Source organism: Pelagibius sp., assembly GCF_028289705.1.
GTDB lineage: Bacteria > Pseudomonadota > Alphaproteobacteria > Kiloniellales > Kiloniellaceae > Pelagibius.
In genome coordinates this window covers 1-1,757 of record NZ_JANQOI010000132.1, presented here as the reverse complement: position 1 = coordinate 1,757, position 1,757 = coordinate 1, and the positions used below count along the sequence as shown (strand labels likewise).

Annotated in this window: 2 protein-coding genes; both read right to left on the bottom strand. The window is 66.9% G+C overall.

Features of this window, described 5'->3' with window-relative positions:
• The coding region (locus Q0996_RS17120; protein ID WP_299622415.1) for an AAA family ATPase at positions 1 to 1,166 on the bottom strand (1,166 nt) is incomplete at its 3' end.
• Positions 1,167 to 1,245: 79 nt separating this feature from the next.
• A partial coding sequence (locus Q0996_RS17115; protein ID WP_299622413.1) for a DsbA family protein occupies positions 1,246 to 1,757 on the bottom strand: 512 nt, incomplete at its 5' end.

Genomic DNA, 1,757 nt, shown 5'->3' with positions numbered 1-1,757 from the left:
GTAACCGCGGCGAGGGACTGTTCCAGTTCCTGGGTCTTGGTGGCGGCGGTGGCTCGCTCCGCCTCGGCGGCGGCCAGGGCTTCGCGTTCGCCCTCTGCGGCCTGGGTCAGGGTCTTGCGTTCCCCTTCCAGCCGTTCCTGCGCCGCCTGGGCGTCGCCGGCCAGGCTCTCAGCCCGGCTGCGGTCTCCCAGCAACTGGGCGAGGCGCTCCTCGGCCCGTGTCTTGGCTTCCTTCGCCTGGGCTTCTTCGCGGTCCAGGGTGTCGCGGTCGACGTTCAGGCGCTGCAGCGCGGCGGCGGCTTCCGCCTCGGCGTCGCGCAGGGCGGGCAGGGCGGAGGCCGCTTCGGCCTGCTCGCTGGAGCGGGCGGCGGCGGTCTGGGTCACCTCGGCGACGGCTTTTTCCGCCTCGCCATAGGCCGCTTCCGCCGATGCCAGCGCTTCTTTCGCTTCCTGGCCTTCCAGATGCAGGACGATGGCCTCGGAACGGCGGATATGATCGTTGACGTTGCGGTAGCGCGTCGCCTGGCGGGCCTGTTTCTTCAGGCCCTGAAGCTGGGTTTCCAGCGTCGCGATGACATCGTCCAGCCGCTCCAGGTTGGTCTCCGCCGCACGCAGGCGCAACTCGGCCTCGTGGCGGCGGGAATGCAGGCCGGTGATCCCAGCCGCCTCCTCCAGCAGGGAGCGGCGGTCGGCCGGCTTGGCGTTGATCAGGGCGCCGATCCGTCCCTGGCTGACCAGGGCGGTGGAATGGGCGCCGGTCGCGGCATCGGCAAACAGCAGCTGGACGTCGCGCGCCCGGACTTCCTTGCCGTTCACCCGGTAGGTCGAACCGGAGCCGCGGTCGATCTGGCGGGTGACCTCGATCTCGTCGTAATCGTTGAACATCGCCGGCGCCTTGCGCTGGTCGTTATTCAGGTAGAGCGTCACATCGGCCACGTTGCGCGACGGGCGATTGGCGCTGCCGGCGAAGATGACGTCGTCCATCTCCTTGCCGCGCATACTCTTGGCCGAGGTTTCGCCCATGGCCCAGCGCAGGGCCTCGACAAGGTTCGATTTGCCACAGCCGTTGGGGCCGACGACACCGGTCATGCCCGGCTCGATGGACAGCTCGGTCGCATCGACAAAAGACTTGAATCCGCTCAAGCGAAGCTTGGTGAACTGCACCACGCCCGGCTATTCCTCCCCTGCCGTAATACCTGCGACCATAAATCCCCCGCTGATGGCCCCGGCGATCAATCGCCGGTCCTCAAGTCTCCGGCGCAAACTGCTCCAGGACGGTTTTGAACTCGTCGTAGCCGCGCGCGCCGACGACACGCTGGCCGTTGACCACAAAGCTCGGAGTCGAAGCAACCTCATATCTGTCCCGCCCGTCGGTCTGGACCTCGAGAATCCGGGTGATCTCAGCCTCGTCGGTGATACAGGCTTCGAAGGCTGCCGGGCTCAGGCCGGCGAGGCCGGCCAGTTTCTGCAAGGCGCCGATCGGATCTTCGTTGCGGCTCCAGCTCTGCTGATTCTGGAACAGGACCTCGATGAAGCCGAAGAAGCCGTCACCCTCAATGCAATTGGCCGCCGCCGCGGCCCGCAACCCCAGCTGATCCAGCGGATAGTGGCGATAGACCAGGCGTGCCCTGCCGGTGTCGATCCACTCGGCCTTCACCTGCGGCAGGGTGCCGCGATGGAAGCTGGCGCAATGCGGGCAGGTCAGTGAGGAATACTCAATGATGGTGACCGGTGCGTCATCGGCGCCGAGGATGCGGT